This window comes from Variovorax sp. W2I14, assembly GCF_050435205.1.
Classification (GTDB): Bacteria; Pseudomonadota; Gammaproteobacteria; order Burkholderiales; family Burkholderiaceae_C; genus Variovorax; species Variovorax paradoxus_C.
In genome coordinates this window covers 4,018,833-4,041,160 of record NZ_JBNDJX010000001.1, presented here as the reverse complement: position 1 = coordinate 4,041,160, position 22,328 = coordinate 4,018,833, and the positions used below count along the sequence as shown (strand labels likewise).

The following is a 22,328-nucleotide window of genomic DNA, read 5'->3' as shown; positions in this document are numbered from 1 at the left end:
AGGAACAACGAAATGAGTGCAGTCCTCGACCCCCACGGTCACGCCCACGGCGACCACGCACACGACGGCCACGACGAGCATCACGCGGCACCCACCGGCTGGCGCCGCTGGGTCTTCGCGACCAACCACAAGGACATCGGCACGCTCTACCTGCTGTTCAGCTTCACGATGCTGATGGTGGGCGGCATCCTGGCCCTGCTGATCCGCGCCGAGCTGTTCCAGCCTGGCCTGCAACTGGTGAACCCCGAGCTCTTCAACCAGTTCACCACCATGCACGGCCTGATCATGGTGTTCGGCGCCATCATGCCGGCCTTCGTGGGCTTCGCGAACTGGATGATCCCGCTGCAGGTGGGCGCCTCCGACATGGCGTTCGCGCGCATGAACAACTTCAGCTTCTGGCTGCTGATTCCCGCGGCGCTGATGCTGGTGGGTTCGTTCTTCATGCCAGGCGGCGCACCCGCTGCGGGCTGGACGCTTTACGCGCCCCTCACGCTGCAGATGGGCCCCTCGATGGACGCCGGCATCTTCGCGATGCACATCATGGGCGCCTCGTCGATCATGGGCTCGATCAACATCATCGTGACCATCCTCAACATGCGCGCCCCCGGCATGACGCTGATGAAGATGCCGATGTTCTGCTGGACCTGGCTCATCACCGCCTACCTGCTGATCGCCGTGATGCCGGTGCTCGCAGGCGCCATCACGATGACGCTGACCGACCGCCACTTCGGCACCAGTTTCTTCAACCCCGCCGGCGGCGGCGACCCGGTGATGTACCAGCACATCTTCTGGTTCTTCGGCCACCCCGAGGTCTACATCATGATCTTGCCGGCCTTCGGGATCATCAGCCAGGTGGTGCCGGCCTTCGCCCGCAAGAAGCTCTTCGGCTACGCCTCGATGGTGTACGCCACCTCGTCGATCGCCATCCTGTCGTTCATCGTGTGGGCACACCACATGTTCACGACCGGCATGCCGCTCACCGGCCAGCTGTTCTTCATGTACGCGACCATGCTGATCGCGGTGCCCACGGCCGTGAAGATCTTCAACTGGATCGCCACGATGTGGCAGGGCTCGATGACCTTCGAGACGCCCATGCTCTTCGCGGTCGGCTTCATCTTCGTGTTCACGATGGGCGGCTTCACCGGCCTGATCCTCGCGGTCGCACCGATCGACACGCAGTTGCAGGACACGTATTACGTGGTGGCCCACTTCCACTACGTGCTGGTGGCCGGCTCGCTGTTCGCCATGTTCTCGGGCTTCTACTACTGGGTGCCCAAGTGGACCGGCGTGATGTACAACGAAACGCGCGGCAAGGTGCACTTCTGGTGGTCGCTGATCTCGTTCAACGTGACCTTCTTCCCGATGCACTTCCTGGGCCTCGCGGGCATGCCGCGTCGCTATGCCGACTACCCGATGCAGTTCGCCGATTTCAACGCGCTCGCGTCGGTCGGTGCCTTCTTCTTCGGTTTCGCCCAGCTGTACTTCTTCCTGTTCGTCGTGCTGCCGACCATGCGCGGCAAGGGCGAGAAGGCTTCGCAGAAGCCGTGGGAAGCGGCTGAAGGCCTCGAGTGGGAAGTGCCGTCGCCGGCCCCGTTCCACACCTTCGAGAACCCGCCCAAGCTCGATCCGACCGCCACCAAGGTGATCGGCTGATCGACCGCACGAAATGACGACGCCTGAGCAAAGAAGGAACAACCGCCGCATGGGGCTCACGCTGGCCTCCATCGCGGTGATCTTCTTCATCGGCTTCATCGTGCGCATGGTCTTCTTCAGCGGTCGCTGACCGCTGGCCAACGAACCGGAGCAGCACGCATGAGTCTCGGCCAACGCATCCGCCGCGCCAATGTCCGCATGGTGGGCAAGCTCGCCGTCGTGACCTGCGGCATGTTCGCCTTCGGCTATGCGCTGGTGCCCATGTACCGCGCGATCTGCGAGATGACCGGCATCAACATCCTCGCGCTCTCCGAGCTCGAGGTGCCGGGCGGCGCGAGTGGCGGCAAGAACGTGCGCGTGCCAGACAACACACAGGTCGACATGACCCGCACGATCAAGGTCGAGTTCGACTCCAACGTGCGTGGCGGCCTCTGGGACTTCAAGCCCGCCGAGCGGACCATCGAGGTGCACCCGGGCCAGCTCAACACGGTGATGTACGAGTTCCAGAACGTGCAGAACCGCCGCATGGCCGCGCAGGCGATTCCGAGCTACGCGCCGCAGCAGGCCGCGCCTTACTTCAACAAGCTCGAGTGCTTCTGCTTCAACCAGTACACGCTCGATCCGGGCGAGAAGAAGCAGTGGCCGGTCGCGTTCGTGATCGACCCGAAGATCTCCAAGGACGTGAAGACCATCACGCTGTCGTACACCTTCTTCGAGGTGGGCGGCAAGACGCCGGCAGCGCCGGTGGCCGCAGTCACAAGCACCGCCAATGAGCCGCGCTCGTGATGACCGTTCCGCCATCGAACAAGCCGAAGGCCACGCTGTGGGACACGGTGAAGGCGGTGGGCTGGTCGTTCTTCGGCGTTCGCAAGAACAGCGCCTACCAGGAAGACCTGGGCAAGCTGAATCCGTTGCACATCATCGCGGTGGCATTCATCGCGGTGATCGTCTTCGTCGTCGGGCTGGTGGTGCTGGTGCGGTATGTGGTTGCCACGGCCTGACGAACCCCACGACAAACAAGAATCCATTGAATCGAGAGAAGAAAGAAAGCCAGGAGCTGATATGAGTTCAACCACCCACGGCACCACGCCCTACTACTTCGTGCCCGGACCCTCGGCCTATCCGGTCATGGCCGCGACCGGTCTGTTCTTCGTGATCCTCGGTGCGGCGCAATGGATCAATGGCCACGAGTGGGGCGCCTGGTCGCTCGCGGCCGGCATGGTCGGCTGGCTCGCCACGCTCTTCGTGTGGTTCCGTGCGGCCATCGGCGAAAGCGAGAGCGGGCAGTACGGCCACAAGATCGACCTCTCGTTCCGCTGGAGCATGAGCTGGTTCATCTTCTCGGAAGTGATGTTCTTCGGTGCCTTCTTCACCGCGCTGTGGTGGGCACGCACCCATGCGCTGCCGACGCTCGGCAGCCTGGACAACGCGATCCTCTGGCCCGACTTCAAGGCCGTCTGGCCGAGCGTGGCCGCCGGTGCGACCGCTTCGCCGGCCGACATCGTCGAGCCGTTCCAGACCGTGGGTCCGTTCTGGCTCCCCACCATCAACACCGCGCTGCTGCTCAGCTCGGGCGTGACGCTCACCATCGCCCACCACGCGCTGCGTGCCGGCCATCGTGCGCAAACCATCCGCTTCATGTGGCTCACCGTGCTGCTGGGCATCGTCTTCCTGGGCGTGCAGGGCTACGAGTACCACCACCTGTACACCGAGCTGAACCTGAAGCTCAGCTCGGGCACCTACGGCTCGACCTTCTTCATGCTGACCGGCTTCCACGGCCTGCACGTGTTCATCGGCATGCTGATGCTGCTGTTCATCACGCTGCGCTTGCAGAAGGGCCACTTCACGCCCGAGCGCCACTTCGGCTTCGAGGGGGCTGCCTGGTATTGGCACTTCGTTGACGTGGTGTGGCTGGGTCTCTACATGCTGGTTTACTGGCTTTGAGCGAAGAGCCTCGCGTCATTCCAGAAAAAAGGCGCCGCAAGGCGCCTTTTTCATGGTTCTCCTGGAACGAGCACCATCTACTTGCCGAGCGGGAGCCCGGTGGGCTGGATGTAGCCGAATTTCCAGGCGAGCAGCATGCAGAGGAACAAAAACACCGACAGGCCGATCCGAAAGGTGAGGGCGCGCGCCATGCCGCCACTCTTGGCGCGCCCGTTGCGCCCGTCCTTCAGCATGAAGTACAGCGCAAATCCGAGGCTCGCGAAGATCCCCAGGAACACCAGGGTGACGAAATATTTCATGACCCGCATTATCGGCCGCACGCCCCGTCCTCTCCAGTGATCCCTGAACCCCTGAACGCCGAAGCACCGCGACGCCGCGGCCGTTTCTGGCTCGTCACCATCGCGGCCATCCTGACGCTGGCCGCCACCGTCTCGCTGGGCCGCTGGCAACTCTCGCGGGCCGCGCAGAAAGAGGCGCTGCAGGCCAGCATCGATGCCGAAAAGCAGAAGCCCGCGCTCGACCAGGCCGCGTTCCTCGCGCTGCCGCAGGCGAGCGATGCGCTGCACCGCCCGGTGCGCCTGCGCGGCCTCTGGCTCACGCCGCAGACGGTCTACCTGGACAACCGCCAGATGCACGGCGTGCCCGGCTTCTATGTACTGACGCCGTTCGCGCTCGAAGGCACCGAGCAGACGGTGATGATCCAGCGCGGCTGGGTGCAGCGCAATTTCGTCGACCGCACGAAGCTCGGGGCGGTCGAAACGCCGGCCGGCATCGTCGAGGTCACGGGCCTGATCGAGCCGCCGCCGAGCCATCTGCTCGAGCTGGGCACATCGTCGACAGCGGCCGCCCCGGCACCCGCCTCGGCGGCTTCCGCGCCCGTGCCGCCACCGGCCGCCGAGGGGTCTTCGGCCATCCGGCAAAATCTCGACCTGGAGGCGTTCCGTGCCGAAACCAAGCTGCCGCTGCGCACTGACGTGTCGCTGCAGCAGACCGGCCCGGCCTCCGAGGGCCTGCAGCGGGACTGGCCGGCCCCGGCATTGGGGCTGGAGAGGCACTACGGTTACGCATTCCAGTGGTTCGGCCTTTCGGCCCTCGTCGTCATCCTCTATGTCTGGTTCCAATTCATCACCCCCTTCCGCCGCTCGCGGCGCCGCGCACGCGATGAGCGCCGCCTCTGACGAGCCGCTGGGCCTGACGGTGCACTCGATGCCGTCGCCCAACCAGGCGCTCGACGGCGCCGAGGGCCGGCGCACGGTCGTCGGGCGCTGGAAGATGATCGCGGTGCTGCTGATGTGCGCCGCACCCGTCATCGCGTCGTACTTCACCTATTACGTGATCCGCCCCGAGGGCCGCAGCGTCTACGGCGAGCTGATCAACCCGCAGCGCGAATTGCCCCGGCTGACCGCCACCGACCGCAACGGCGCGCCGGTCGACGTCGCCACGCTCAAGGGACAGTGGCTGCTGGTGGCGGTGGCGGATGCGGCCTGCGATGCGCTGTGCGAACAGCAGCTCTACCTGCAGCGGCAGCTTCGTGAGAGCCTGGGCCGCGAGAAGGACCGCATGGACCGCGTCTGGCTCGTGAGCGATGCGGCGCCGATCCCCGAGCGCCTGAACAATGGCCTGCATGGCGCGACGGTGCTGCGCGTGCCGGCCGACCAGTTGGCCAAGTGGCTTGCGCCCGTGTCGGGCCACTCCCTCGCCGAGCACCTCTATGTTGTCGACCCGATGGGCAACTGGATGATGCGTTTCCCCGCGCGCATGGATGCCGCCGGCGCGAGCCGCGCCAAGCGCGACATCGATCGCCTGCTGCGCGCCTCGTCCTCGTGGGACGAACCCGGCCGCTGATTTGCCCATGACCGACACGAGCTCCCTGTACGACCTCGCACCGATCGCCTGGCTGATGGCGGCCGGCGTGCTGATCGCGCTCGGGCCGCTCGTCTGGGTGTGGCGCCGCAACGCGGGGCATGGCCCGGCGCGGCGGCTGCATGCGCTGACGGTGCTCACGCTGTTCCTCACCTTCGACCTCACGCTGTTCGGTGCCTTCACGCGCCTGACCGATTCGGGCCTCGGCTGTCCCGACTGGCCCGGTTGCTACGGCAACGCCAGCCCGGTCGGCGCGCGGCACGAGATCGCGATGGCGCAGTCGGCCCAGCCAACGGGGCCGGTGACGCACAGCAAGGCGTGGGTGGAGATGGTCCATCGCTATCTGGCGACCGGTGTGGGCGTGCTGATCCTCACGCTGGCCGGTGCGACGTGGATCGTGCGGCGCCGCCAATTCCGAAAGCCGGTCGAGCCGGGCGACGGCGACCACGCCACGCTCAGTGCGTGGTGGCCGGCAGCGACATTGGTCTGGGTCTGCCTGCAAGGTGCTTTCGGTGCAATGACCGTCACCTGGAAACTCTTCCCCGCGATCGTCACGCTGCATTTGCTCGGTGCGATCGCCCTGCTCGCGCTGCTGTGCATCCAGGCGGTCCGTTATCGGCAGGTTGCCGCAGACCGTTTGCCGACCCCGGTGTCGCCGGCCCTGCGTAACGGCCTGATCGCGACCACCGTCTTGCTCGTCCTGCAGATCGCGCTCGGCGGTTGGGTCAGCACCAACTACGCGGTGCTCGCCTGCACCCAGTTCCCGACTTGCCAGGGCAGTTGGTGGCCGCCGATGAATTTCGCGCAGGGGTTCGAGATCTGGCGCCACCTCGGCGTGACCGGCGACGGCCAGCCGCTCGATTTCTCGGCGCTCACCGCCATCCACTACGCGCACCGGTTGATGGCGTACGCCGTCTTCGTCGCACTCGGCGTGCTCGCCTGGCGCCTGCGCCGCATCGACGCGCTGCGCCCGCAGGCCCATTGGCTGGCGGGCCTCGCTTTGCTCCAACTCGCCACGGGTCTCGGCAACGTGCTGCTCGGCTGGCCGCTGGCCGCCGCCGTGCTTCACACCGGTGGTGCCGCAGCGCTCGCCGTGGTGCTGACTTGGGCCCTGTGCGAGAGCCGCCGCGAAGCCGTCGAAACCGCCACAACGCGTGCCGACGACAATGCACGCGGTACGTCCACGACCCCCACCTCGAAGAAAGCCCCCGCGTGAGCACCCCGATCCCCGTTCAGCACACCAGCACCGCGAACGTGCTGCGCCAGTTCTACGCGCTGACCAAGCCGCGCGTGGTGCAGCTGATCGTGTTCTGCGCGCTGATCGGCATGGTGCTCGCCGTGCCCGGCTTGCCCTCGTGGTTCGACGTGCAGCGCGCCGTGCTCGCCTGCATCGGCATCTGGCTGGTGGCCGGCGCGGCGGCGGCGTTCAACTGCCTGGTCGAGAAGGGCATCGACGCCAAGATGAAGCGCACGGCGTGGCGTCCCACGGCACGCGGGCAGCTCAGCGACCTGCAGGCGCTGGTGTTCTCGGCGCTCCTGTGCGCGGCGGGTTCGGCGCTGCTGTGGTTCACCGTCAACCCGCTCACCATGTGGCTCACCTTCGCCACCTTCGTCGGCTATGCGGTGATCTACACCGTGATCCTCAAGCCGCTGACGCCGCAGAACATCGTGATCGGCGGTGCCTCGGGCGCGATGCCACCAGTGCTGGGCTGGGCCGCCATGACCGGCGACGTGGGTCCGGAGGCGCTGATCCTCTTTCTCATCATCTTCCTGTGGACGCCGCCCCACTTCTGGGCGCTCGCGCTCTACCGTGTCGAGGACTATCGCAAGGCGGGCCTCCCGATGCTGCCGGTCACGCACGGCAACGAGTTCACGCGGCTGCAGGTGCTGCTCTACACCTTCATTCTTTTCGCGGCCTGCCTCATGCCCTTCATCTACGGCATGAGCGGCTGGCTGTACCTGGCGGTCGCCGTGGCCGTGAGCATCGGTTTCACGGGCTATGCGTTCGCGCTCTGGCGCAACTACTCGGACACGCTCGCGCGCAAGACCTTCCGCTTTTCGCTGATCCATTTGAGCGTGCTGTTCCTGGCGCTGCTCGTCGATCACTACCTCCATTGAATCGAACACTCCTCGTCCCATGAACAAGCGCAACGCTCTCCAACTGATCGCCGGCAGCATGGCCGTGGCGGCACTGGGCGTGGGGCTTTCGGCCTGCAGCGAGACCAAGCAGAGCTTCAATGCGGTCGACATCACCGGTGCCGACTACGCCAAGGACTTCTCGCTGAAGGACGCCGACGGCAAGGTCCGCACCATGGCCGACTTCAAGGGCAAGGCGGTCGTGCTGTTCTTCGGCTACGCGCAATGCCCCGACGTCTGCCCCACCACGATGACCGAGATGGCGCAGGTCAAGCAGCAACTGGGCAAGGACGGCGACAAGTTGCAGGTGCTGTTCGTCACCGTCGACCCGGCGCGCGACACGCCCGAGGTGATGAAGGCCTACATGGGCGCATTCGATCCGAACTTCGTCGCGCTGATCCCGACGCCCGACGAGCTCGTCGCGACCGCCAAGGACTTCAAGGTCTACTACAAGAAGGTCGACGGCAAGACGCCCACCAGCTACTCGATGGACCACTCGGCCGCGAGCTTCATCTACGACCCGCAGGGCCGGCTGCGTCTCTACGCGCGCTATGGTGCGGGCGTGCCGTCGATGGTGTCGGACCTGAAGACGCTGCTGGGTTCCTGAGGAGGACCGGCCCGTGGACGCTGTAGCCGTCGTCACGTCGGTCGATCACCTGAAGACGCGCAAAGGCGCCTTTCGCATCGCGCTCATTCCGCCCGAGGTACTGCGCGCTCTCAACGACGGACTGCTCGAGACCGTCAACCTCAACGAATTCCTGGCGCTTGAACTGCCGCAGTTGGCGCGCAGCGTGGCAGGGCACGTCGGGCTCGATGCAACAAGCGAACGTCTGGTGGACACCATTGCCATGCTCGGCGCCTTCAAACCGATGCAGCGCCATACGCACATTGCCCGTGCGCTCTACGACCTGACGGCGCTTCACGCCGAGCGCGATGCCGTCGCACACCGGTTGGCCACGCACGCGAGCGACGTGGCGCGCTGCTGGGCCGCGCAGTGGGTCGCGCTTTCCGGATTGCCTTTGCCGGCGCAACTCGAAGCGGTGCGCCGCTTCGCCGCCGACTCGCATTTCGGCGTGCGCGAGATCGCCTGGATGGCGGTGCGGGACGCGGTCATCGTCTCGCTGGAGGAAGCGCTTGCGCTGCTGCAGCCGTGGGTGTTCGACGCCGATCCGAACATCCGCCGTTTCGCCAGCGAACTCACGCGTCCGCGCGGCGTGTGGTGCGCGCAAATCGAGGCGCTCAAGGCGGAACCTTGGCGCGCATTGCCGCTGATCGAGCCGCTGCGGGCGGATGGCAGCCGCTACGTGCAGAACTCGGTCGCGAATTGGCTCAACGATGCGAGCAAGACGCAAGGGGAATGGGTCGACAAGTTGTGCAAACGATGGGTCGCGGAATCGGACACCGATGCGACGCGCTACATCGCGAAACGGGCGCTGCGGACGCTCTCCAAAGGCCCATGAAAAAGCCCGGCATTGCCGGGCTTTTTGCTGAAAGAGGGCGGCGGCTTACGCGTAGTCCGCCAGTGCCTTCTTCATCTTCTTCATCGCCGCGACTTCGATCTGGCGGATGCGCTCGGCGCTCACGCCGTACACCGCAGCCAGGTCGTGCAGCGTCATGCCGCCCGAGCCGTCGTCGTTGACCTTGAGCCACCGCTCTTCGACGATGCGGCGGCTGCGGTCGTCCAGCGCTTCGAGCGCGGTGGCGATGCCGTCGCTCGACAGGCGGTCGCGCTGCTGCGATTCGAGCAGAGCGGTCGGCTCCTGTGTGGCGTCGGCCAGGTAGACGATCGGGCCGAAGGCTTCGTCGCCGTCGTCCGACGGACCCGGATCGAGCAGCACGTCGCCGCCCGACAGGCGGGTTTCCATCTCGAGCACTTCCTCGGGCTTGACGTTGAGCCGGGTCGCCATCTGCGACACCTCGTCGGGGCTCAGCGTTTCGCGGTGCGTGCCGTTGTCGGACGCGGCCGAGTCGGCCTTGAAGCCCTGCTTCATCGAGCGCAGGTTGAAGAACAGCTTGCGCTGGGCCTTGGTCGTCGCGACCTTGACCATGCGCCAGTTCTTCAGGATGTACTCGTGAATCTCGGCCTTGATCCAGTGCATGGCGTAGCTCACCAGCCGCACACCTTGGTCAGGGTCGAAGCGCTTCACGGCCTTCATCAGGCCGACATTGCCTTCCTGGATCAGGTCGCCGTGCGGCAGCCCGTAGCCCAGGTATTGGCGGGAAATGGAAACCACGAGGCGCAGGTGCGACAGGATCAGCGCGCCGGCGGCGTCAAGGTCGTTCTGGTCGCGCAGCTTGCGAGCGAAGCCCTGCTCTTCTTCGAGCGTGAGCAGCGGCAGGCGGTTCGCGGCCGAAATATAAGCATCCAGGTTGCCCAGCGGGGGGACCATCGACCATGGATTGGCGACGGCCAGCTGGTTGGCAGAGACTCCAGACAGCGTTGTCATCAGGGGAAACTCCTTTGTATTGGCCATATTAGCACTCGGTTAGAGGGAGTGCTAAACCAAGGGTTCCCTTGAGTTTTTATCGCGTTGATAGGCAAAAGCTACTACCAACGAATCCCCATCTTCAGGAACAGCTTCGACAAAACGAACAGCGGGCCGACCCAGAGATATTGGATGTCTTCAAAGAACGAAGGTTTCTTGCCTTCGATCTTGTGGCCCACGAACTGGAATATCCAGGCCATAACAAAGATTGCGGCTGAAATCGGCAAAACAAGCCCGCCCATCGCATGCACCAGCGCCAGGGCCAGCGCGGTGAGCACCAGCATCGTTACCAGGAAGGCCGCTGAGCGCAGCAACGCGTAATAGACGAGGCTCGCAGCCACGAAAACATAGGCCACCCATGGGTGAACCGCGAAAAGCAGCCCGACGATGCTCAGCATGATGGCCGGGATGGCGATGTAGTGGATCAGCTCGTTGGTCGGATTGCGGTGGCTTTCCTCGTAGTGCGCGAGCAGCCGGTCGACCTTGCGGTCGCTCGATGCCAGCGGGGCGGCAGCGGTGTGCATCATGGTGAGTCTCCTGAAGAAGCGCCGTTCGATGCGGCGAGAGTTCGATGGTGCCCACGGCACTCGCGGATGGCAAGTGCGGGCAAGCGCTGCGAATGCTACTGAAAAAGTAGCAATTCCGGCCCAGTGGGCGCACCGCGCCATGACTTAGGGCACTGTCGCGGGCCCTTTGCCCCGCTAAGATCAAACGCGTGACTCCCTTCGATTCTTCTTCCACGCCTCCGCCAGAGACAGCGGGGGCGGGTCTTCCGGTTCGCGCACCGACTGCGATCCTGGTCGTGGACGACCACGATCTGCTCCGCCTGGGGGTCTGTGCGCTGGTGCAGGCCCAAGCCAGCTCTTCGGGCGGGCGCATCGAGGTCTTCGAGGCCGGCAACGTCACCGACGCCCTCGCGCTGTACGAAGCCCATCAATCCGCCATCGGCCTCGTGCTGCTCGACCTGGCGCTGCCCGACACCCACGGACTGAGCGGCCTGGCGGAATTTCGGCTGCGCTTTCCGGCGGCGCGCATCGTGGTGCTGTCCGGCACCGGCAACAGCACGCTGGCGCAGGGCGTGCTCGCACTGGGTGCCAGCGCTTTCCTCCCCAAGTCGGCCGACTTGAAAGAGGTGGTGAGCTTCATCCGCGCCTGCGGCCTCTTGGACCCCGATGCCGCCGACAACCCGCCGCCCACCGTTCCGAAGGCGCTCACCGGCTATGCCGAGTTCGCCCACGCCAGCGCATGGCAGGAGCTCACGCCGCGCCAGATGCAGGTGCTGCAGTGGGTGCTCGAGGGCAAGGCCAACAAGGAAATCGCCCAGCTCGCCAACCTGAGCGAGGGCACGGTGAAGAACCACGTCTCGACCATCCTGCTGCTGTTCGGCATGCGCTCGCGCGCCCAGTTGATCAGCACGCTGCATTGACGAGCTTCTGAGCTTGCCGGCCGTGGCGTCCAGCGACCCGTCCGCCGACCACACCCTCGGCCAGCGGGTGCTGCGCGAGCACGTCGCTTCTGTCTACGACACCTACATCGTCTCGACGCTGACCCACATGGCTTTCGTGGTGGTGTTCGGCTGCATCATCTATTCGCAGCTGCGCAACCTGAGCCTGTTGTTCTGGATCGGCGGCCTGGTGATTGCCGACATCTACGTCTTCTTCACGCCGCGCTGGACCCCGCTGCGCCCTGCGCGGGAAAGCGCGTACTGGGCGCGCAAGATCTCCCGCATGGTCACGCTGGTCAGCATGATCACGGCGGTGGTGCCCTGGCTCATCGTGCCCTACGACAACCTGCCGATGACCTCGCTGCTGATGGCGGTGATCGTGGGCAGCTGCGCGCGCGCGGCGCAATCGCTCTGGCCGCTGAAGTCGGCGCTGTTCGGCTACACGCTCCCCATGTCGCTGGGCCTGATCACCGCGTTGGCATGGCAGGGCGACGGCCTCCATCTCTTTCTGGCGGCGGCCGGCGCGGCCTACCTGCTGCTGACGCTGCGCGCGGGCATCGGCCAGCACAGGCTCCTGACCGAGTCGCTCATGCTGCGCTTCGAGAACGAGGCTCTGGCCGCGCGCCTGGGCGAGCAGATCGCCGCCACCGAGCGCGCCAGCGAAGAGAAAACCCGCTTCCTCGGCACCGCCAGCCACGACCTGCGCCAGCCGCTGCACGCCATTGCGCTTTTTGGCGCCGCGCTCGAGAACGAGCTGCGCGACCGCCCCGAGGGTCGCAATGCCGAGCGCCTGATGCGCGCGGTGAATGCGCTCGGCGCCTCGCTGGACACCATGCTCGACGTCTCGCGGCTCGATGCGGGCGTGATCACGCCGGTGCCGCAGCCGGTGCAGCTGGACGCGCTCTTCCTGCCGCTCAACCACACCTTCTCGGCGCGCGCCGAGCAGAAGCAGCTGCAATTGCGGGTGCGTGCCAGCGGCCTGTGGGTGCACAGCGATCCGCAACTGCTGCACCGCATGCTGTCCAACCTGATGGACAACGCGCTCAAGTACACGGCCCACGGCGGCGTGACGGTGATGGCGCGCGAGCGCGGCGATTCGGTGTGGGTCGAGGTGCGCGACACCGGCATCGGCATCGCGCCCGAGCAGTCGGGCCGCATCTTCGAAGAGTTCTATCAGATCAACAATCCGGGCCGCGACCGCTCCCGGGGCCTGGGCATCGGGCTGTCGATCGTGCAGCGGCTGTCGCGGCTGCTCGGCCATCCGGTGCAGATGCATTCGCGTCCGGGGCGCGGCACGCACTTTCGCGTCGTGCTGCCGCTCGCCCGTGCGCAGGCCAGCGGGCTGCAGCCGGCCTTTCCCTCCGAGACGGGAGACCTGGCGCAGGCGCCGCAACGCAGGATCGCGCCGCCGCTGCCGGGGCGCGTGCTGCTGCTGGACGACGAACTCGAGATCCGCGAGGCCATGGTGGGCCTGCTGCGCTCGCACGCGGTCGATGCGCACGCCGTGGCCGACGAGGCCGGCGCTGCCGCCGCCCTGCAAAAGGCGCACGGCGAAGGGCGCCCGTTCGATCTGCTGCTGTGCGACTACCGCCTGGCCGATGGCGTCGACGGCCTCGATGCCGGCCTGCGCCTCTGCCAGGGGCCGAGCGAGGGCCGTGCCGAAATCCCGCTGCTGCTGATCACCGGCGAGACCTCGCCCGCCCGCCTGCAGCGTGTGCGGGAGTCGCAGGTGCCGGTGCTGTTCAAGCCCGTCGTGGCGGCTGCGTTGCTCCAGGCAATGGCCGAGCTTGCCGGGTCGAAGGTGGCGACCCGGCCCTCAATGGTCGATGCCTGAACACATTGGTAGTAATTGCAATCCGATCGCCGAAGTAAGGATCGAATGGCATGACTTTCGGCACTGGTGAGCATTCGCTCCGCCGAATATCTTCACTGCATTCCGACGCCGCCCAGGGGGCCGTACGGCACAAGAACCAGGGGGAAGGGAGAGAAGAAGAAAAGTGAAGAGCGGCCCCGGCGCAAGCGGGGGCCGCTTTTTTTTATTCCCGGATCGGCCCGAAGTCAGCCCAGAAGTGCCTGCGCGAATTCGCGCGCGTTGAAGGTCTCCAGGTCCTCGAGCTTCTCCCCCACGCCGATGAAGTAAACCGGGATCGGCCGTTCGCGCGCAATGGCGCACAGCACGCCGCCCTTGGCCGTGCCGTCGAGCTTGGTCACGATCAGGCCGGTGAGGCCCAGCGTCTCGTCGAATGCTTTCACCTGCGCGAGCGCGTTCTGCCCGGTGTTGCCGTCGATCACCAGCAGCACTTCATGCGGCGCGCTGGCGTCGGCCTTGGTGACCACGCGCTTGATCTTCTTGAGCTCGTCCATCAGGTGCAGCTGCGTCGGCAGGCGTCCGGCGGTGTCGACCAGCACCACGTCCTTGCCGCGCGCCTTGCCGGCGTTCACCGCGTCGAAGCTCACGGCCGAGGGGTCGCCACCCTCGTTGCTCACGATCTCGACCGTGTTGCGGTCGGCCCAGACCAGCAGTTGCTCGCGCGCCGCCGCCCGGAAGGTGTCGGCCGCCGCCAGCAGCACCGAGGCGCCTTCGGTGGCGAGGTGCTTGGTGAGCTTGCCGATGGAGGTCGTCTTGCCCGCGCCGTTGACGCCGGCCACCATGATCACGGTGGGCGTGAACTGGCCGATGAACAGCGGTTTCTCGAGCGGGCGCAGCAGATCGGCGATGGCTTCGGCCAGCAGCACTTTGACCTGCGCCGCATCGGTGGCCATCTGGCGCTTGACGCGGACCTTCAGGTCGTCGAGCAGGTATTCGGTGGCCTTGACGCCGGTGTCGGCCATCAGCAGGGCGGATTCGAGCTCTTCATACAGCGCGTCGTCGATCTGCGCGTTGACGAACACCGCCTGGATGCCGGTTCCCGTTTTGCGCAGGCCCGTCTTGAGCTTGTCGAACCAGCCCTTGCGCTCGGTCGCGACAGCGGTTGTCGCGACGGGCGCAGGGGCCGGAGCGGGCGCGGGTGGCGGAGGCGGTGGAACGAAGACGGGCGCGGGTGCTGGCGCCGGAGAGGGTGCCGGCACGACTGGGGCCGGCACTGGTGTGGGCGCCACAACGGGGGCCGGGGCGGGCGAGACAACCGGTGCAGGTGCCGCGACAGGTGTGGGCGCTGGCGCTGGCGGGGGCACGGGTGCCGGAGCTGGCACCGGCGCAGGCGTCACAGGGGCTTCTTCGGCCGCCGGCTTCGCGCCGAACCAGCTCGAAGGCGAGAACACCGAGCGTGCGGGCGCGGGCTCCAGGGCAGGGGCCGGCGCGGCCGGCGGTGTGGGCGCCGGCGTGTCGGGGGTTTCGGCAGGCGGTTTTTTCTTGAAGAAACTGAACATCAGGAGCTTTTTACAATCCGACCCATTCTATGAAACACCTCTCGCCACGCAGTGCTGCGTCTGGTGCGGTGCTGGCGGTGGCGCTGATGGCGTCCGGGGCCATGCCTGCGCTGGCCCAGTCCACACCGGCCCCCGTTGCATCTTCCGCCGCCACCGCGGCCGCACCGGGTCCCCAGCAATTCACCCTCGCGAACGGCATGACGCTGATCGTCCAGCCCGACCGGCGCGCGCCGACCGCGGTGCAGATGGTCTGGGTCCGCGTCGGCTCGATGGACGAGGTCGACGGCACCTCCGGCGTGGCACATGCGCTCGAACACATGATGTTCAAGGGCACGAAGGACATCAAGCCCGGCGAGTTCTCGCGCCGCGTGGCGCAGCTCGGCGGCCAGGAAAACGCCTTCACCACGCGCGACTACACCGGCTACTACCAGCAGATCCCGGTCGGCAGCCTCGAGCAGGTGATGAAGCTCGAATCCGACCGCTTCGCCAACAACCAGTGGCCCGACGACGAGTTCAAGCGCGAGATCGAGGTCGTCAAGGAAGAGCGGCGCCTGCGCACCGAAGACCAGCCCCGCGCGTTGCTCGGCGAACAGCAGAACGCCGCCGTCTTCATCGCCTCGCCCTACCACCGTCCGGTGGTCGGATGGATGAGCGACCTGGACGCGATGACGCCCGACGACGCGCGCGAATTCCACAAGCGCTGGTACGTGCCCGCGAACGCGGTGCTCGTGGTGGCCGGCGACGTGGACGTCGCCAAGGTCCGCGCGCTCGCCGAGAAGTACTACGGCGTCATCCCGGCGCGTGCCGTGCCCACGCGCAAGCCGCGCGTCGAGCCGGTGCAGCGCGGCATCCGCCGCCTTGAATTCAAGGCGCCCGCCGAGCAGGCGTACGTGTCGCTCGCCTACCGCGTGCCGCAACTGGCGAACATCGACGACACGAACAGCGATTCGTGGGCGCTCGTGGTGCTCTCGGCCGTGCTCGATGGCTACGCCGGTGCGCGCCTGGACCGCTCGCTCACCCAGGGCCCCGACCGCGTGGCCGATTCCGCCGGTGCCTATTCGGGCTTCATCGGCCGCGGCCCGCAGCTCTTCGTGCTCGACGGCGTGCCTGCCCACGGCAAGAGCGCCGAAGTGGTCGAAGCCGCGCTGCGCGCCCAGATTGCGCGCATCGCCAAGGACGGCGTGGGCGAGGCCGAACTGGCCCGCGTCAAGACCCAGTGGGTTGCGAGCGAAACCTACAAGCGCGACTCGGTGATGGCGCAGGCGCGCGAACTCGGCAGCAACTGGGTCCAGGGCCTGCCGCTCGACGCGAGCGAACGCATCGTCGCCCGGCTGCAGGCCGTCACCGCCGCCCAGGTGCAGGCCGTGGCCGCCAAGTACTTCGGCGACGACCAGCTCACGGTGGCCACGCTGCGTCCCTTGCCGCTCGAAGCCAAACCCCGCGGTCGCGGCTTCGCGGCACCCGCGGGCGAGATGCGCTGAAAGACCGGAACACATGATGACTCTCAAGAAACTGGCGCTGCGCGCCGTGTTTGCCGGCACTGCCGTTCTCGGCCTCGGTCTTGGCACTGCGCAGGCCGTGCTCCCCATCCAGCACTGGACGCTCGCTAACGGCGCCAAGATCTACCTCGTGGCGACCAACGCGCTGCCGATCGTCGATGTGCAGGTCGACTTCGACGCCGGCAGCCGGCGCGATCCGGCACCGCAGGCGGGACTGGCCAGCGTGACCTCGGCGATGGTCGAGAAGGGCGTGCGCGCAGGCAAGAACGGCGAGCCCGCGCTCGACCAGAACGCCCTCGGCGAAGCCTGGGCCGACCTGGGCGCGAGCTTCGACGTGAGCGCGGGCACCGACCGCATGAGCTATTCGCTGCGTACGCTCTCCGACCCGGCGCTGCTCGGCAAGGCCGTGGCGCTGGCCTCGCGCGAGATCGGCGAGCCGTCGTTTCCCGACGACGTGTGGCTGCGCGAGCGGGAACGCATCAACGCTTCCATCAGGGAGTCCAACACCAAGCCCGCGACCATCGCCGGCCGCGCGTTCGCACAGGCCGTCTATGGCGTGCATCCGTACGGGCAAGAGGTCACCGAGGAAACGTTGGCGCGCATCGACACCGCCGCCATGCGCCAGCGCTACCAGCAGCTCATCGTGCCGTGCCGCGCCAAGCTCAGCATCGTGGGCGCGGTCACGCGTGCCGAGGCGGAATCGGTGGCGACCACGTTGCTGTCGCGCCTGCCAGCCACCGACAGTTGTGCGCCGCTGCCCGCGATCGCACCGGTGGCCGCACTGACCGGCCCGAAGGACGAGCGCATCCCGTTCGATTCGGCCCAGGCCCACGTCTTCATCGGCCAGCCCGGCTACCCGCGCAAGGACCCCGACCACTTCGCGCTCACCCTCGGCAACTACGTGTTGGGCGGCGGCGGTTTCGTCTCGCGCCTGACCAACGAGGTGCGCGAGAAGCGCGGCCTCACCTACAGCATCTACAGCGGCTTCGCGCCGGGGCTCGATGCGGGCGCGTTCCGCGTCGGTTTCCAGACCCGGCCCGACCAGGCCGAAGAGGCAGTGAAGATGTCGCGCGAAGTGCTGGCGAAGTTCGTGGCCGAAGGCCCGACCGAGAGCGAGCTCAAGGCCGCGAAGGACAACCTGATCGGCGGCTTCCCGCTGCTGCTGGACAGCAACCGCAAGCTCATCGGCAACGTCGCCAACATCGCCTGGCACGACCTGCCGCTGGACTATCTCGATACCTGGACCACGCGCATGAACGCGGTCACGGCGGCCGATATCAAGGCGGCGTTTGCACGCAAGCTGCAGCCGCAGCGGATGGTGACAGTGGTGGTCGGCGGAAAGTAACCGTCAGGCCAGCGCGTGCGGACCGCCGGTGGCGGCCGCACGCACCGTTGCGCCGAGCCGCTTGAGCAACTGCGGCGCGGCGCGCGCCTGCTGCCAATAGAGCGGTACCGGCAGCGTCGAACCCGGCACCAATTCCACCAGCGCGCCCTCGCGCATCGCATCGGCCACCATGCTGGCCGGATGCATGCCCCAGCCCATCCCCGCGCATGCGGCCTCGACGAACGCGTGTGCCGATGGAATCCAATGCCGCGGCGTCTCGACGTTGCGGTGGCAGACGCGGCGCACCCATCGCGCCTGCAAACGGTCCTTGCGGTCGAACACCAGGCTCGGCGCGCTTGCCAGTGTTCGGGCGCCCACGCCCTTGGCGAAATGCCGCTTCACGAACTCGGGGCTCGCGGCGGCCACGTAGTGCATCGTGCCCAGCGCCTCGCTGTTGCAGCCGGCCACCGGCTCGGCCAGCGCGGTCACCGCCGCGAGCACGGCGCCGCTGCGCAAGCGCTCGGCCGTGTGGTCCTGGTCATCGACCGAGAGATCGAGCAGCGCGGCTTCTTCCTGCGTGGCGAAGGCCGCGGCCGCGGCCATGAACCAGGTCGCCAGGCTGTCGGCGTTGACGGCCACGCGCACCGTGACGCGTTCGTGCGCCTCGCCGCCCATCCCGAGCGCGGGAAGGGCGTCGCGCAATTCGTGCTCCAGCATGCCCACGCGCTCCACATGCCGGCACAACTGCAGGCCCGCTTCCGTGGCGACACAGGGCTGGCCGCGCACCAGCAGCGCCCCGCCGATGCGCTCTTCGAGCAGCTTCACGCGCTGCGAGACGGCCGAGGGCGTGACGTTCAACGCGCGCGCGGCGCGCTCGAAGCTGCCTTCGCGCACGACGGCGGCCAAGGCGTTGAGGGCGGCGTAGTCGAGCATCGTTGTGGATTAAGTAAAATTGAATTGAAGTTAGAAGGTTTAGTTTGAATTAATCCGCGGTGCGCGGCAAGCTAGCACCATGTCTGCCGAACTCGCCACCCCTGCTTTCCTCAACGGGCTCTTCATGAGCCTGGTGCTCATCGTCGCCATCGGCGCCCAGAACGCCTATGTGCTGCGCCAGGGATTGCGGCGCGAGCATGTGAGCGCCGTGGTGCTGTTCTGCGCGGCCAGCGACGCGGTGTTGATCGGCGCTGGCGTGGCCGGCATGGCGCAAGCGCTGAAGGGCCGGCCGATGCTGGCGACGGTGCTCGCGGGGCTCGGCGCGGCGTTCCTGTGTGCCTACGGCTTGCGCGCACTGTGGCGTTCGCGCCAGCCCGGCGCCCTGCAGGCGTCGGCGCAGGGCGTGTCGCTTTCGCGCGCGGCCGTGGTGGCGCAGGCGGCGGGCTTCACGCTGCTGAATCCGCATGTCTACCTGGACACCGTGCTGCTCGTGGGCAGCGCGGGTGCGCAGTACGCGGGCTCGCTCAAGGTCTGGTTCGTCGCGGGCGCCGCGATGGCGAGCGCCCTGTGGTTCACCGCGCTCGGCTTCGGCGCGCGGCTGCTCGCGCCTGTGTTCGCGCGTCCGCGCGCGTGGCAGATGCTGGATGCGCTGATCGGCGGCACCATGCTCGTGCTGGCCGCGATGCTGGCGCGGCGTGCGTTGACGGGCGCCTGACCGGCCGGCCGCCGATGCCGCGGCGTTAAGCTCGCCGCATGCCCCAAAAGAAAGCCACCGCAGCCCCTCGTCCACCCGCAGCCAAGCGCCCCGCGCGCCCTGTGCGACCCAACGAGGTCCGCATCATCGGCGGCCGATGGAAACGCACCCGCCTCGCGGTGGCCGACAAGCCCGGCCTGCGCCCCACGCCCGACCGCGTGCGCGAGACGCTCTTCAACTGGCTCGCAAGCCTGGCCGGCGCGGGTGGCGGCGAACTGCCGGGTTGGCATTGCGTTGACGCCTTCGCGGGCACCGGCGCACTGGGCCTGGAAGCCGCATCGCGCGGTGCCGCCAACGTGCTGCTGTGCGAGCAGGACGCTGGGCTGATCACGCAACTGCAGGCCGCGAAGGCCAAGCTGTCGGCCGAGGCCGTGCGCATAGAGCGCGGCAACGGCGTCACGGCGCTCGAGCGCACGACGGCGGGCAGCCTGCACGCCGTCTTCCTCGACCCGCCCTTCGAAAGCATCGCGCTCTACGAACCGGCCTTGCGCGCCGCAGCCCGCACGCTGCGCCCCGGCGGCGTCGTTTATCTCGAAGCCCCGCGCCAATGGAACGACGAGGAACTGACAGCCGTCGGCCTCGCAAGCTTTCGTTACCTGAAAGCCGGCGCGGTGCATGCCCACCTGTTGCGGCTGGCCTCGGAGGGGACTGCATAATCCGCCGAACAAGCCGCACCGGCTGCATGAGGAAGAAGCAACCATGGCCAGCAACGTCATCGCGGTTTATCCGGGCACATTCGATCCCATCACCCTCGGCCACGAGGACGTGGTGCGGCGTGCAACCCAACTCTTCTCCAAGGTGATCGTCGCCGTCGCGGCGGGCCATCACAAGAAGGCGCTGTTCACCCTGCAGGAACGCATGGACATGGCGCGCGAAGCCGTCAAGCCCTACAGCGACCAGGTCACCGTCGAGAGCTTCTCGGGTCTTTTGCGCGACTTCGTGGTGGCGCGCGGCGGCAAGGCCATGGTGCGGGGCCTTCGCGCCGTGACCGACTTCGACTACGAGTTCCAGCTCGCCGGCATGAACCGCTCGCTGATGCCCGATGTCGAGACCGTGTTCCTCACGCCCAGCGACAAGTACCAGTTCATCTCCAGCACCTTCGTGCGCGAGATCGCCATGCTCGGCGGCGAGGTCAACAAGTTCGTCTCGCCGAATGTCGAGCACATGCTGGCCGCCAAGGTGCGCAGCCTCGGCCGTGAATAAGCCGCGATGAGCGGCTTGCCGCCACCCCGCCTGCATCTGCTCGGGGATGCAGCGCTCCTGTGCGAGTTGCCGGCACCGGCCACGCTGGTTCAGCAGCAGCGCATCTGGGCGCTGGCTGCCGAGGCCCGCGAATGGCCCGGCGTCGGCGAAGTGCTGCCGGGCATGAACAACCTCACGCTGACCTTCGACCCGACCGCGATCGAGCTCGATGCGCTCACCGCGCAGGTGCTCGAAGCCTGGCCGAAGCTTTCCGCCAAGGCCGTCGAAGGCCGGTTGGTCGAGATCCCCGTGGCCTATGGCGGCGAACACGGCCCCGACCTCGGCGACGTAGCGGCCCACACCGGCTTCACGCCCGCGGAAGTCGTGCGGCGCCACAGCGCGGGCGAGTACGTGGTGTACCTGCTCGGTTTCCTGCCAGGTTTCGCCTTCATGGGCGGCCTCCCACCCGAACTCGCCACGCCTCGCCGCGCGGAGCCGCGCACCGCCGTGCCCGCGCGCTCGGTCGGCATCGGCGGCGAGCAGACCGGCATCTACCCACTGGTGTCGCCGGGCGGCTGGCAGCTCATCGGCCGCACGTCGCTCGAGATGTTCGACCCGACCGCCGCGTCGCCCACCCTGATGCGCCCGGGCGACCGCGTGCGCTTCGTCGTCGAGAGCGTGCAGACATGATCGTCGTCCAGAAGCCCGGCCTGCTGGCGTCGGTGCAAGACCTCGGACGGCACGGCCACCGCCAGTTGGGCATCTGTCCCGGCGGCGCGCTCGACGTGCTGGCGCTCACGCTCGCGAACCGGCTGGTCGGCAACGTGGATGGCGCCGCGGGCCTCGAACTCACGATGGGCGGCTGCGAAGTGCGCTTCGAAACCGACACGCGCATCGCGCTTGCCGGCGACGACTTCGGCGCGCTGCTCGACGGCCTGCCGCTCTGGCCCTGCTGGAGCGTGCCGGTGGCCGCGGGCCAGGTGCTCAAGCTCTCGGGTGCCAATGCAGCCGGCGCTAAGAAGGCGGGCCTGCGCAGCTGGCTCGCCATCGCGGGCGGCATCGATGTGGTGCCCGTGCTCGGCTCGCGCAGCACCGACCTCAAGGCCGGCTTCGGCGGCCACGAAGGCCGCGCGCTGCGCAAGGGCGACAAGCTGCGGCTGGGCGCATCGCGGCTCGATGCCGCGCAGCGCGCGCGCAAGCCCTTCGGCCTGCGCGGGCCCGACTGGGGTCCCGAAGAAGCCGATGGCGCCATCGCCCTGCGCGTGCTGCCCGGTCCCGAATTCGAACAATTCACGCTCGCCGCGCGCGAGGTGCTGTGGGGCGAACGCTGGCGCATCACCTCGCAGAGCAACCGCATGGGCAGTCGGCTCGCCGGCACCGAACTCAAGCGCAAGCGTGCGGGCGACATGCTTTCGTCGGGCGTGATTCCCGGCACGATCCAGGTGCCGCCCTCGGGCCAGCCGATCATCCTGATGGGCGATGCGCAGACGACGGGCGGCTATCCGCGCATCGGCGTGGTGATCCGCGCCGACCTCTGGAAGCTCGCGCAGGCGCCGCTCAACGGCAAGCTGCGTTTGGTGCAGGTCGACATCGCGGAGGCGCTCGCCGCCTGGGCCGGCCAGCAGCGCTACCTCGCACAGGTGGCACAAGGGCTTGCCGTGGCAGGCTGGCCAGGCACGGCATAGACTGTGCGAGCACCCGCCAGCGGGCCGCGCCGGTGCCGGCCCGCTGAAGAAGAAGG

25 protein-coding genes are annotated in these 22,328 nt (G+C 67.4%); 20 read left to right on the top strand and 5 right to left on the bottom strand.

The window, feature by feature from the left end; genetic code table 11:
* Positions 1–12: 12 nt before the first annotated feature.
* The 5 genes from ctaD (at position 13) to QF040_RS19035 (ending at position 3,597) form a co-directional block, all read left to right on the top strand.
* The gene (gene ctaD, locus QF040_RS19055; protein ID WP_429612363.1) at positions 13–1,653 is read left to right on the top strand and encodes a cytochrome c oxidase subunit I; all 1,641 of its coding nucleotides are present in this window, start codon (positions 13–15) and stop codon (positions 1,651–1,653) included.
* Between the two features lie 13 nt (positions 1,654–1,666).
* Entirely contained in the window at positions 1,667–1,783 is a 117-nt protein-coding gene (locus tag QF040_RS19050) for a cytochrome oxidase small assembly protein (protein ID WP_013543420.1), read from the top strand.
* Between the two features lie 29 nt (positions 1,784–1,812).
* Entirely contained in the window at positions 1,813–2,439 is a 627-nt protein-coding gene (locus QF040_RS19045; protein WP_198784941.1) for a cytochrome c oxidase assembly protein, read from the top strand.
* Positions 2,439–2,654 carry a DUF2970 domain-containing protein gene (locus QF040_RS19040; RefSeq protein WP_429612362.1) on the top strand — a complete coding sequence of 72 codons (216 nt, stop codon included), beginning with the start codon at positions 2,439–2,441 and terminating at the stop codon, positions 2,652–2,654. The genes QF040_RS19045 and QF040_RS19040 overlap by 1 nt, the downstream gene beginning before the upstream one ends.
* Before the next feature lie 61 nt (positions 2,655–2,715).
* Positions 2,716–3,597, top strand: a complete 882-nt coding sequence (locus tag QF040_RS19035; protein ID WP_306882738.1) for a cytochrome c oxidase subunit 3 — start codon at positions 2,716–2,718, stop codon at positions 3,595–3,597.
* 77 nt (positions 3,598–3,674) lie between these two features.
* On the opposite strand, the gene QF040_RS19030 is transcribed toward QF040_RS19035, so the two are convergent.
* A complete protein-coding gene (locus tag QF040_RS19030) occupies positions 3,675–3,905 on the bottom strand; it encodes a twin transmembrane helix small protein (RefSeq protein ID WP_429614674.1) in 231 nt (76 codons plus the stop codon).
* A gap of 27 nt (positions 3,906–3,932) precedes the next feature.
* Here QF040_RS19030 and QF040_RS19025 point away from each other — a divergent pair, with 27 nt between their 5' ends.
* The 6 genes from QF040_RS19025 to QF040_RS19000 are packed head-to-tail and all read left to right on the top strand — an operon-like array spanning position 3,933 to position 9,056.
* Complete coding sequence (locus QF040_RS19025) at positions 3,933–4,775, top strand: SURF1 family protein (protein ID WP_429612361.1); 843 nt, start codon at positions 3,933–3,935, stop codon at positions 4,773–4,775.
* A complete protein-coding gene (locus QF040_RS19020; RefSeq protein WP_429612360.1) occupies positions 4,759–5,442 on the top strand; it encodes a hypothetical protein in 684 nt (227 codons plus the stop codon). The genes QF040_RS19025 and QF040_RS19020 overlap by 17 nt, the downstream gene beginning before the upstream one ends.
* Before the next feature lie 7 nt (positions 5,443–5,449).
* The gene (locus QF040_RS19015) at positions 5,450–6,676 is read left to right on the top strand and encodes a COX15/CtaA family protein (RefSeq protein ID WP_429612359.1); all 1,227 of its coding nucleotides are present in this window, start codon (positions 5,450–5,452) and stop codon (positions 6,674–6,676) included.
* A complete protein-coding gene (gene cyoE / locus QF040_RS19010; RefSeq protein ID WP_306882742.1) occupies positions 6,673–7,578 on the top strand; it encodes a heme o synthase in 906 nt (301 codons plus the stop codon). The genes QF040_RS19015 and cyoE overlap by 4 nt, the downstream gene beginning before the upstream one ends.
* Before the next feature lie 19 nt (positions 7,579–7,597).
* Complete coding sequence (locus QF040_RS19005) at positions 7,598–8,203, top strand: SCO family protein (RefSeq protein ID WP_429612358.1); 606 nt, start codon at positions 7,598–7,600, stop codon at positions 8,201–8,203.
* Between the two features lie 13 nt (positions 8,204–8,216).
* Entirely contained in the window at positions 8,217–9,056 is an 840-nt protein-coding gene (locus QF040_RS19000) for a DNA alkylation repair protein (RefSeq protein ID WP_429612357.1), read from the top strand.
* A 45-nt stretch (positions 9,057–9,101) separates the two neighbouring features.
* On the opposite strand, the gene rpoH is transcribed toward QF040_RS19000, so the two are convergent.
* Both rpoH and QF040_RS18990 read right to left on the bottom strand, forming a co-directional pair.
* Positions 9,102–10,043 carry an RNA polymerase sigma factor RpoH gene (rpoH, locus tag QF040_RS18995; protein WP_429612356.1) on the bottom strand — a complete coding sequence of 314 codons (942 nt, stop codon included), beginning with the start codon at positions 10,041–10,043 and terminating at the stop codon, positions 9,102–9,104.
* Positions 10,044–10,144: 101 nt separating this feature from the next.
* A complete protein-coding gene (locus QF040_RS18990; protein WP_429612355.1) occupies positions 10,145–10,609 on the bottom strand; it encodes a DUF962 domain-containing protein in 465 nt (154 codons plus the stop codon).
* A gap of 188 nt (positions 10,610–10,797) precedes the next feature.
* Between QF040_RS18990 and QF040_RS18985 the strand changes: the two genes are divergently transcribed.
* Entirely contained in the window at positions 10,798–11,508 is a 711-nt protein-coding gene (locus tag QF040_RS18985; protein ID WP_307645263.1) for a response regulator transcription factor, read from the top strand.
* A 22-nt stretch (positions 11,509–11,530) separates the two neighbouring features.
* Entirely contained in the window at positions 11,531–13,360 is a 1,830-nt protein-coding gene (locus tag QF040_RS18980) for an ATP-binding response regulator (RefSeq protein ID WP_429612354.1), read from the top strand.
* A 224-nt stretch (positions 13,361–13,584) separates the two neighbouring features.
* Here QF040_RS18980 and ftsY read toward each other — a convergent pair whose 3' ends face one another.
* A complete protein-coding gene (gene ftsY / locus QF040_RS18975; RefSeq protein ID WP_429612353.1) occupies positions 13,585–14,895 on the bottom strand; it encodes a signal recognition particle-docking protein FtsY in 1,311 nt (436 codons plus the stop codon).
* A gap of 29 nt (positions 14,896–14,924) precedes the next feature.
* Between ftsY and QF040_RS18970 the strand changes: the two genes are divergently transcribed.
* Positions 14,925–16,376, top strand: a complete 1,452-nt coding sequence (locus QF040_RS18970; protein WP_429612352.1) for a M16 family metallopeptidase — start codon at positions 14,925–14,927, stop codon at positions 16,374–16,376.
* Positions 16,377–16,389: 13 nt separating this feature from the next.
* Complete coding sequence (locus QF040_RS18965) at positions 16,390–17,739, top strand: M16 family metallopeptidase (protein WP_429612351.1); 1,350 nt, start codon at positions 16,390–16,392, stop codon at positions 17,737–17,739.
* A 3-nt stretch (positions 17,740–17,742) separates the two neighbouring features.
* Here the strand turns inward: QF040_RS18965 and QF040_RS18960 are convergent, their stop codons facing one another.
* The gene (locus QF040_RS18960) at positions 17,743–18,651 is read right to left on the bottom strand and encodes a LysR family transcriptional regulator ArgP (protein ID WP_429612350.1); all 909 of its coding nucleotides are present in this window, start codon (positions 18,649–18,651) and stop codon (positions 17,743–17,745) included.
* A 79-nt stretch (positions 18,652–18,730) separates the two neighbouring features.
* Here QF040_RS18960 and QF040_RS18955 point away from each other — a divergent pair, with 79 nt between their 5' ends.
* The 5 genes from QF040_RS18955 to QF040_RS18935 are packed head-to-tail and all read left to right on the top strand — an operon-like array spanning position 18,731 to position 22,272.
* Complete coding sequence (locus QF040_RS18955; protein WP_429612349.1) at positions 18,731–19,366, top strand: LysE/ArgO family amino acid transporter; 636 nt, start codon at positions 18,731–18,733, stop codon at positions 19,364–19,366.
* Positions 19,367–19,404: 38 nt separating this feature from the next.
* The gene (locus QF040_RS18950; RefSeq protein WP_429612348.1) at positions 19,405–20,061 is read left to right on the top strand and encodes an RsmD family RNA methyltransferase; all 657 of its coding nucleotides are present in this window, start codon (positions 19,405–19,407) and stop codon (positions 20,059–20,061) included.
* 43 nt (positions 20,062–20,104) lie between these two features.
* Complete coding sequence (coaD, locus tag QF040_RS18945; RefSeq protein ID WP_042582798.1) at positions 20,105–20,608, top strand: pantetheine-phosphate adenylyltransferase; 504 nt, start codon at positions 20,105–20,107, stop codon at positions 20,606–20,608.
* Between the two features lie 6 nt (positions 20,609–20,614).
* On the top strand, positions 20,615–21,277 hold the full coding sequence (pxpB, locus tag QF040_RS18940; RefSeq protein WP_429612347.1) for a 5-oxoprolinase subunit PxpB: 663 nt from the start codon (positions 20,615–20,617) through the stop codon (positions 21,275–21,277).
* Complete coding sequence (locus QF040_RS18935) at positions 21,274–22,272, top strand: biotin-dependent carboxyltransferase family protein (protein WP_429612346.1); 999 nt, start codon at positions 21,274–21,276, stop codon at positions 22,270–22,272. Before pxpB ends, QF040_RS18935 begins: the two co-directional genes overlap by 4 nt.
* Positions 22,273–22,328: the final 56 nt, after the last annotated feature.

Bases quoted from the DNA above. Each gene is read 5' to 3' on its own strand.
- QF040_RS18960 (WP_429612350.1), bottom strand. From the start codon at position 18,651: ATGCTCGACTACGCCGCCCTCAACGCCTTGGCCGCCGTCGTGCGCGAA.
- QF040_RS19040 (WP_429612362.1), top strand. From the start codon at position 2,439: ATGACCGTTCCGCCATCGAACAAGCCGAAGGCCACGCTGTGGGACACG.
- coaD (WP_042582798.1), top strand. From the start codon at position 20,105: ATGGCCAGCAACGTCATCGCGGTTTATCCGGGCACATTCGATCCCATC.
- QF040_RS19020 (WP_429612360.1), top strand. From the start codon at position 4,759: ATGAGCGCCGCCTCTGACGAGCCGCTGGGCCTGACGGTGCACTCGATG.
- QF040_RS19015 (WP_429612359.1), top strand. From the start codon at position 5,450: ATGACCGACACGAGCTCCCTGTACGACCTCGCACCGATCGCCTGGCTG.
- QF040_RS18950 (WP_429612348.1), top strand. From the start codon at position 19,405: ATGCCCCAAAAGAAAGCCACCGCAGCCCCTCGTCCACCCGCAGCCAAG.
- QF040_RS18965 (WP_429612351.1), top strand. From the start codon at position 16,390: ATGATGACTCTCAAGAAACTGGCGCTGCGCGCCGTGTTTGCCGGCACT.
- QF040_RS18955 (WP_429612349.1), top strand. From the start codon at position 18,731: ATGTCTGCCGAACTCGCCACCCCTGCTTTCCTCAACGGGCTCTTCATG.
- QF040_RS19045 (WP_198784941.1), top strand. From the start codon at position 1,813: ATGAGTCTCGGCCAACGCATCCGCCGCGCCAATGTCCGCATGGTGGGC.
- QF040_RS18990 (WP_429612355.1), bottom strand. From the start codon at position 10,609: ATGATGCACACCGCTGCCGCCCCGCTGGCATCGAGCGACCGCAAGGTC.
- QF040_RS18970 (WP_429612352.1), top strand. From the start codon at position 14,925: ATGAAACACCTCTCGCCACGCAGTGCTGCGTCTGGTGCGGTGCTGGCG.
- rpoH (WP_429612356.1), bottom strand. From the start codon at position 10,043: ATGACAACGCTGTCTGGAGTCTCTGCCAACCAGCTGGCCGTCGCCAAT.
- QF040_RS18935 (WP_429612346.1), top strand. From the start codon at position 21,274: ATGATCGTCGTCCAGAAGCCCGGCCTGCTGGCGTCGGTGCAAGACCTC.
- QF040_RS19030 (WP_429614674.1), bottom strand. From the start codon at position 3,905: ATGCGGGTCATGAAATATTTCGTCACCCTGGTGTTCCTGGGGATCTTC.
- QF040_RS19005 (WP_429612358.1), top strand. From the start codon at position 7,598: ATGAACAAGCGCAACGCTCTCCAACTGATCGCCGGCAGCATGGCCGTG.
- QF040_RS19050 (WP_013543420.1), top strand. From the start codon at position 1,667: ATGACGACGCCTGAGCAAAGAAGGAACAACCGCCGCATGGGGCTCACG.
- pxpB (WP_429612347.1), top strand. From the start codon at position 20,615: ATGAGCGGCTTGCCGCCACCCCGCCTGCATCTGCTCGGGGATGCAGCG.
- QF040_RS19035 (WP_306882738.1), top strand. From the start codon at position 2,716: ATGAGTTCAACCACCCACGGCACCACGCCCTACTACTTCGTGCCCGGA.
- ctaD (WP_429612363.1), top strand. From the start codon at position 13: ATGAGTGCAGTCCTCGACCCCCACGGTCACGCCCACGGCGACCACGCA.
- ftsY (WP_429612353.1), bottom strand. From the start codon at position 14,895: ATGTTCAGTTTCTTCAAGAAAAAACCGCCTGCCGAAACCCCCGACACG.